This window comes from Streptomyces sp. ID05-39B (assembly GCF_033794725.1).
Taxonomy (GTDB): Bacteria; Actinomycetota; Actinomycetes; order Streptomycetales; family Streptomycetaceae; genus Streptomyces; species Streptomyces bobili.
In genome coordinates this window covers 110,935-117,677 of the sequence record NZ_JARGEF010000002.1, presented here as the reverse complement: position 1 = coordinate 117,677, position 6,743 = coordinate 110,935, and the positions used below count along the sequence as shown (strand labels likewise).

Sequence of the window (6,743 nt, the reverse complement as noted above, 5' to 3'; positions counted from 1 at the left end):
ACACCACCCCCCAGGTCATCCGTTCGACAGGGGGACACAGTCATGCCGGGCCCGGAGGCCAGCGGCCCTCTTGCAGGACCGCGAAGAACATAACGGGGATCAGGTCGGGGCGATCGGCTTGATGTCGAAGGCGCGGGGCCCGGAATCACCTGCCAGAGGAACGGATCGGACAGCCGCCGGTCCACACACGCGGAAAGGGGGCGATTCCGGCCAGTTGAAGATTTCGACACCGCCGACGCGGAGGTGGCCGAGCCGGTCGAACTGCCGTCCCCGACCTTGCCGTCGAACCGCAGCACCACCTTGCTCCAGCGGTCGCCACAGCCCTTCGGCGGTGTGTACGTCCCCCGGTACGGCGTGAAGTCGCGGCACTGTGCCTCGGCGACGGTGAATCGGCAGGAGCGGGTGTCGGGGCTGGTGACGGACGGGGCAGTGGTGAGGGGGTCGTGCCGGTCCGTGCCGAACTCGGCCGGGATGTCGGCGGGTCGGGGCTGCACGGCGGCGGATCCGGCCGCGCCGCCGAGGGCGGTACCCACCAGGAGGATCACTCGAGAGGAGGCCCGGTTCCCCGCCCTGCGCCGCCCGACAGCCGGAACTGTGCGGTGCCGTGGAAAACGGGTTGATTTTGACCACCCTGCGAAGCGAACCTTTCACGGTTTGCTGTCGCCGCCGACCGCGGTCCCTCCCCCATCCCTGACACGAGCCACTGGGACGTCATGCAGATCCAAGACCTTCCGTATCCCGACCCGGGTGTCCCGGACGTACGCTCGGGACCCCGCTTCCTGTGGTGGCTCGGACGCAACCAGCTGGGCGGCCAGCTCACGTCCTTGGCCTGGGGCCTGCTGCACTTCATGGCCGTCTCGGCGCAGCCGTTCTGCGTCGGGTTCGCCATCGAGGCGGTCATCGACCGCTCCGGGACACGGCTCGCCCTCGCCGGTGGCCTGATGGCCCTGTTCGGTGCCGCCACCGCGCTCGGGGACACCTTCCTGCACCGCGCCGCCGTCACCAACTGGATCACAGCGGCCGCCCGCGTCCAGCAGCTCCTCGCCCGCAAAGCCTCGCAGTTGGGCTCCGCGCTCAGCAGGCGGGTCGCGGCCGGTGAGGTCGTCGCCGTCTCCACGGGCGACGTCGAGAAGATCGGCTGGTTCGTCGAAGGCGTCTCGCGCTTCTCGGCCGCCGCCCTCACCGTCGTCTTCGTCTGCGCCGGCCTGGTGGTCTACCAGCCGGCCCTCGGCATCGTCGTCGCCCTGGGCCTGCCCTTCGTCGCCTTCGCGGCGCTGCCCCTCCTGCCCCGCGCGACGCATCGCGCCGACATCCAGCGCGAGAAGGCCGGACGCGCCACCGAACTGGCCTCCGACACCGTGGCGGGCCTGCGGGTACTGCGTGGCATCGGCGGCGAGGAACTCTTCCTCGACCGCTACCGCCGTGCCTCCCAGGAGGTCCGTCAGGCCGCCGTACGCAGTGCCCGCATGTGGTCGCTGATCAGCGCCATCCAGGTCCTGCTGCCGGGCCTGCTGCTGATCGCGGTCGTGTTCTACGGTGTCCACCTTGCCCGCCAGGGACGGATCACCGTCGGCGAACTCGTCACCGTCTACAGCTCCGTCATGGTCCTGATGTATCCCCTCAGGCACTTCGAGGAGATCGCCATGGCCTACTCCTTCTCCCGCCCGTCCGCGAAGCGTGCCGCGCGTGTGCTGTCGCTGGAGCGGGCCACGGACGCGGGCGGATCGCGCGCCGCCGACCTGCCCCGCGGTGATCTGTACGACCCGGCCACGGGACTGCTCGCCCCGGCCGCCGCGCTCACCGCCGTGGTGTGCGGCGACCCCGACACCGCCGGGCGGCTGGCCGATCGTCTCGGCGGACACCCCTGCGAGGACGGCCCGTCGGTACTGCTCGGCGGAGTCCCCCTGGACGAACTGCCGCTGGACAGCGCGCGCACGGCCGTCCTCGTCCAGGACAAGGACCCGGTGCTGCTGTCGGGCTCCCTGCGCGACCTGTTCGACGTGCCGGCCTCGGGTGAGGTCGACACGGCGCGGGCACTGACGGCCGCCCAGTGCGGGGACGTTCTCGACGCCCTCGTCCAGGGCTCGCTGGAGGCCGACGGCCCGATGGACGCCCACATCACCGAACGGGGACGCTCTCTCTCGGGCGGCCAGCGCCAGCGGCTCGCGCTGGCCCGCTCGCTGTTCACGGACCCGGAGGTGCTCGTCCTGGACGAACCCACCTCCGCCGTCGACTCGCACACCGAGGCACGGATCGCCGAAGGCCTGCGGGACATCCGGAGGGGACGCACCACGATCATGTTCACCTCATCCCCGCTGCTGCTGGACCGGGCCGACCGGGTCGTTCTCGTCCACGAGGGCCTGGTCGTGGCAACCGGCGTGCACCGCGAACTGCTGCGGTCCGAGCCGCGATACCGCGCGGTGGTGACCCGCGAGACCGAGGAAGAGACCGCGCTCGACGGGGTGCTGAAGGAACTGCACGCACTCGAACACGCCGAACGGCTCGACGACGACGAACGACAAGAGATCGAGGAGTCCGCATGATCGGCGTGGCGCCACCGGCGTACGACCCGGCGGCACCGACGACGGCGAACACGCTGCCCGTCGGAGCCCCCGCGACCGTACGCGCCTACGTGGCCGAACTGTTGCGCCGGCACCGCCGTGCGTTCGCGGTGCTCCTGGCCGTCAACACGGTCGCCACCGTCGCCTCGATGGTGGGCCCATGGCTCCTCGGCGACGTCGTGGAACGGCTGTCGGAGGGAGCCCGGGAACTCCATTTGGGGCTCACCGCCACGCTGTTCGTCTTCGCCCTCGTCGTCCAGGCCGCCTTCGTACGGCAGGTGCGGCTGCGCGGCGCGATGCTCGGCGAGCGGATGCTGGCCGACCTCCGCGAGGACTTCCTCGTCCGGTCGGTCCGGCTGCCGCCGGGCGTGCTGGAACGGGCCGGCACCGGCGACCTGCTGTCCCGCATCACCACCGACATCGACCGGCTGGCCAACGCCATGCGCGAGGCCGTGCCCCAGTTGACGATCGGCGTGATGTGGGCGGCGCTGCTGCTCGGCGGGCTCGTCGTCACCGCCCCGCCGCTGGCACCCGCTGTGCTGGTCGCGGTGCCGCTGCTGGTGGTCGGCTGCCGCTGGTACTTCAAGCGGGCCCCCGCCGGCTACCGCTCGGAGGCCGCCGGTTACGCCTCCGTCGCCGCCGCCCTCGCCGAGACCGTGGACGCCGGGCGGACCGTCGAGGCCCACCGCCTCGGCGACCGCCGGGTCGAACTGTCGGAGCTGCGGGTCAAGCAGTGGACGGCGTGGGAGAACTACACACTGTGGCTGCGGTCGGTCCTCTTCCCGGTCATCAACCTCGTGCATGTCACCGTCCTCGGTTCGGTCCTCATGCTCGGCGGGGTGTTCGTCCTTCAGGGCTGGATCGGCGTCGGACAGCTGACGACGGGCGCGCTCCTCGCCCAGATGCTCGTCGACCCGGTGAACCTGATCCTGCGCTGGTACGACGAATTGCAGGTGGCGCAGGTGTCGTTGGCCCGCCTGGTCGGGGTACGGGACATCGAGCCGGACGCCGGTGACTCCGGGCTGGAACCGGACGGACGGGACGTGCTCGCCGACCGGGTCCACTTCGGCTACCGCGAGGGCGTCGACGTGCTGCGCCAGGTGTCCCTGGAGGTGGCGCCCGGCACCCGGCTGGCCCTCGTCGGCCCCTCCGGCGCGGGCAAGTCCACCCTGGGCAGGCTCCTCGCCGGCATCTACGCGCCTCGGGACGGCAGGGTCGCCCTCGGTGGGGCCGAACTGTCCAGGATGACCGCCGAACGCGTCCGCTCCCACGTCGCACTCGTCAACCAGGAGCACCACGTCTTCGTCGGCTCCCTGCGCGACAACCTCCGGCTGGCGCTCCCCCACGCGCGGCTGGAACCGGGCGAGGACGGTCCGGCGGAGGCGGAGGCGCGCGCAGAAGCGAAGGCGCGCGCGGCGGAGGAGGAGGCCGAGCTGTGGGCGGCGCTCACCGCGGTCGACGCGGACGGCTGGGCCCGCGCCCTGGACGACGGCCTGGACACCGAGGTCGGCTCGGGCGGCCATGTGCTCACCCCGGCACAGGCGCAGCAGATCGCGCTGGCCCGCCTGGTCCTGGCCGACCCCCACACGCTGGTCCTCGACGAGGCGACCTCGCTGCTCGACCCCCGCGCCGCCCGCCACCTGGAGCGCTCCCTCGCCCGCGTCCTGGACGGCCGCACCGTGATCGCCATCGCCCACCGCCTCCACACGGCTCACGACGCGGACGTCATCGCTGTCGTGGAGAGCGGCCGCATCAGCGAGCTGGGCAGCCATGACGAGCTGGTCGCCGCGGACGGGGCCTACGCGGCCCTGTGGCGGTCCTGGCACGGCTGAGGGCGTGGACCGCGGGGTCGCCGGGTGGTGCCGGACTGCGTGCGGGAGCCGGTAGGTGCCGGTGGGTCCGGCTGGGGTCGAGCCTTCATGAGGTGGACGGAAGGCGGTCGCGGCCGGGCCCTCGGGCGACGTGCAGGAGCCGGCTGACGAGGTGGGCGCAGCCGAGCCGCCGACAGACGGACGAAAAGCGTGCGCCACCGCACCACCGGGACCCAGGCGGAGAGCGGCCGCCACCGCACCACCCGGATCCGAGCGGAAAACGGCCGCGACCGCGCCGCCGCAAGGCGGGCCGGAAGCGGGTGTGAGGCCGGTGCCGTGCCGCGGCGGGAGGCCTGTGCCGCCCCGGCCGACAGGTGGCCGGGCGGCCGCGCACGGCACCGCCGGCCGGCGGCTGCCCGGCGCTCCGGTGGGGCCGCGAGCGCCCCGGCACGGCTCTGGCGTTGCGCACTCCCGAACGGGGGTGGAACGCTGGAGAGCGGCACCCCCCGCGGAAGGCAGCCGGGCAGGACCGGCCGGCGCATCCCGCCGCCGGCCGGTGCCCCGTGCCACGGTGGCCCACCGCCGACCGCGCGGTGTGGACGGGCCCGTCACCCCCTGGAGGTACCCGTGAACAGCGCCGACGGATGGGGAGACGACGTCTACCAGCCCGACGCCTCCGAGATTCAGGACGACGCCGGACTCCTCGACGCGGAGGACACCCTGGAGAACGACGGTGTCGGCGACCCCCTGGACCGTGGCTGGTCGCCTCCGGAACGGCCCTGGGCCGTGGAGCACGACGGTGTGACGGCCGCGGAGCGCCGACAGGGCGAGACCCTCGACCAGCGGCTCTCGGAAGAACTGCCGGACCTCGTCACACCTGACGGCGACGGCCTCGGCGACAGCGACGACACCGATGGGGAACTTCTCGACAACGAGGTCGGCGCCGCCCGCTCCGGCCGTCTCGTGGCACCGGACGAGGGAGCCCACGAGGACGAGGAGAGTGCCCTGATCGCCACCGACGTCGGCATCGACGGCGCCGCCGCCTCCGCGGAGGAGGCCGCGATGCACATCGTCGACGAGGACGTCCTTCCCGGGTGATCCGGGCACGGCCCCCCGGACCTCCTGTCCGAACGCCACGGCACACCGGGGCCCGCCGACCGCGCACCCAGCCCCTCTACCGCAACCACCGCACGAGGAGTAGGCATGCAGCAGGACAAGCACCCCGACTACCACTCGGTGGTCTTCCGTGACCGCGCCGCCGGCTACGCCTTCCTGACCCGGTCCACCGCGACCAGCGACCAGAGCATCGAGTGGGACGACGGCGAGACCTACCCCGTCGTGGACGTCGAGATCTCCTCGGAGAGCCACCCGTTCTACACCGGCAAGGCCCGCACCGTGGACACGGAAGGCCGTATCGCCCGCTTCGAGCGGCGCTTCGGCGGAGGCACGCCGACCTGAGCCGGTCGTGCCGCCCCCGGCACGGCTCAGATGTAGTTGAGCGCGGCCGCGCCGCCCACCCCTCCGAGCAGCATGAACACCGGCATCAGCACCTTCAGCTCGACCCAGCTGCCGGCCCTGAACCGCATCGCTTTCGGCGGACCGATCGGGTACCAGCGCTTGCGCCCGATCGGAATGGGCCACAGGACCGGGCAGCCCGAGACGGTCAGCGCGTCCCCGATGTCGTGGACCAGGGCGCCCAGCACGATCGGCAGCCCGAGCCACAGGTACTCCTGGCCCGGGTCCGTGAAGAGCCAGTCCGCCCCGTTGCCCGGCTGGTCCAGGACCCCGGCGAGGATCCACGCGCTCGCCGCCGCCAGCAGCCACACCAGCACATCGCTGCTGGAACCACGGGTCGCCCGCCACAGCAGGCCCTCGATGGCCAGGACCATGTGGACGAAGAGGAGCCCCAGCACCGCCCAGCGGCCACCGGTGATCGCCAGCGCCGAGGCTCCCGCGCCGATCATCACCGCCCACAGCCAGGTGTGCGTCAGAGTGCGGTGCCCGCCGGAGCGGCGCGGGTCGCCCTGCTTCCGCGTGCCCTTGTAGACGGCGTAGGAGAGCTTGTCCACGATCTCGCACAGCCAGCGGGAGACGGGTCCGAAGGCCCGGGAGATCGTCGCGGCCTTGTGGTCGAGGTCCGGGGCCAGAGCGGCTCCGGCGCAGATCAGCGCACCGGCGAGCAGAACCGGCCATGGCATCGTGTGGCCCGCCGCGGCTGCGGCCGCGCCGACGCCGAGCCAGGCGGCCGCGCCCGACAGTGAGTGTGCTGGTCCCATCATGGCCGTTGCCCGCCCCATTCCTCGTGTGCCGCTGTCCAGTTGACCGGGTGCGATGACGCTCCGTCGGCGACACAGCGTAGCTGCCATGATCT

The 6,743-nt window shown here is 72.5% G+C and carries 5 protein-coding genes and 1 pseudogene; 4 read left to right on the top strand and 2 right to left on the bottom strand.

What is annotated here, in order from left to right:
- Positions 1 to 216: 216 nt before the first annotated feature.
- A pseudogene (locus P1P75_RS01475) lies at positions 217 to 533 on the bottom strand (peptide-N4-asparagine amidase); the annotation flags it as partial.
- A 180-nt stretch (positions 534 to 713) separates the two neighbouring features.
- Here P1P75_RS01475 and P1P75_RS01470 point away from each other — a divergent pair.
- The 4 genes from P1P75_RS01470 to P1P75_RS01455 all read left to right on the top strand — a co-directional run bounded on the left by P1P75_RS01470 (position 714) and on the right by P1P75_RS01455 (position 5,830).
- Positions 714 to 2,543 (top strand): ABC transporter ATP-binding protein, encoded by a 1,830-nt coding sequence (locus P1P75_RS01470; RefSeq protein ID WP_319251119.1) that lies wholly within the window; start codon positions 714 to 716, stop codon positions 2,541 to 2,543.
- Positions 2,540 to 4,393 (top strand): ABC transporter ATP-binding protein, encoded by a 1,854-nt coding sequence (locus P1P75_RS01465; protein ID WP_319251117.1) that lies wholly within the window; start codon positions 2,540 to 2,542, stop codon positions 4,391 to 4,393. Before P1P75_RS01470 ends, P1P75_RS01465 begins: the two co-directional genes overlap by 4 nt.
- A 606-nt stretch (positions 4,394 to 4,999) precedes the next feature.
- Positions 5,000 to 5,470, top strand: coding sequence for a DUF5709 domain-containing protein (locus P1P75_RS01460; protein WP_319251115.1), 471 nt, complete (start codon positions 5,000 to 5,002; stop codon positions 5,468 to 5,470).
- Between the two features lie 105 nt (positions 5,471 to 5,575).
- Entirely contained in the window at positions 5,576 to 5,830 is a 255-nt protein-coding gene (locus P1P75_RS01455; protein ID WP_319251113.1) for a type B 50S ribosomal protein L31, read from the top strand.
- 26 nt (positions 5,831 to 5,856) lie between these two features.
- On the opposite strand, the gene P1P75_RS01450 is transcribed toward P1P75_RS01455, so the two are convergent.
- The gene (locus P1P75_RS01450) at positions 5,857 to 6,651 is read right to left on the bottom strand and encodes a metal-dependent hydrolase (protein WP_086764442.1); all 795 of its coding nucleotides are present in this window, start codon (positions 6,649 to 6,651) and stop codon (positions 5,857 to 5,859) included.
- Between the last annotated feature and the right edge of the window lie 92 nt (positions 6,652 to 6,743).

Coding starts and splice junctions, on each gene's coding strand:
- P1P75_RS01455 (WP_319251113.1), top strand. CDS start 5,576: ATGCAGCAGGACAAGCACCCCGACTACCACTCGGTGGTCTTCCGTGAC.
- P1P75_RS01470 (WP_319251119.1), top strand. CDS start 714: ATGCAGATCCAAGACCTTCCGTATCCCGACCCGGGTGTCCCGGACGTA.
- P1P75_RS01450 (WP_086764442.1), bottom strand. CDS start 6,651: ATGATGGGACCAGCACACTCACTGTCGGGCGCGGCCGCCTGGCTCGGC.
- P1P75_RS01465 (WP_319251117.1), top strand. CDS start 2,540: ATGATCGGCGTGGCGCCACCGGCGTACGACCCGGCGGCACCGACGACG.